The organism is Streptococcus suis (assembly GCF_002960445.1).
GTDB classification, from domain to species: Bacteria; Bacillota; Bacilli; order Lactobacillales; family Streptococcaceae; genus Streptococcus; species Streptococcus hyiners.
The window spans coordinates 1-362 of the sequence record NZ_POJD01000109.1 but is presented as its reverse complement, the minus strand read 5'-3'; the positions used below and the strand labels follow the sequence as shown (position 1 = coordinate 362).

Annotated in this window: 1 protein-coding gene; it reads right to left on the bottom strand. The window is 52.2% G+C overall.

Translation table 11 applies throughout. The features are described from left to right. On the bottom strand, window positions 1–362 hold a 362-nt coding region (locus tag C1G53_RS02500; RefSeq protein ID WP_153046646.1), incomplete at both ends, for an NUDIX domain-containing protein.

Here is a 362-nt window from a genome sequence, read left to right as displayed (position 1 = left end):
AATCCTCTGCCGTCAAGACCTGACCCTCATAAGAACACTGCGAAGTCTTGAAATCCACATCGATAACAATCGGCTCCCGTCCATCTGGACCTGGTTTGACCAAATCCAAGGCCTGACTAGGCAGGTAAACCAAGTGGGCAATAGTCATCATCCAGCCCCGCGGATCCCGCTCAGAATCGGAAACCGTTAGGAGTTGCTCGATATGATTGCGGGGCAAATCCAGTCCCGCTTCTTTTTTTATCTCACGCTGACAGGTCTGGTAGGCATCCTCACCTCTGGCAATAAAGCCACCGACCAAGGACAGCTTGTGTTGACAAGGGTGGGCAGCACGACGAATCAGCAAGAGCTTGATTCTCCCCTCT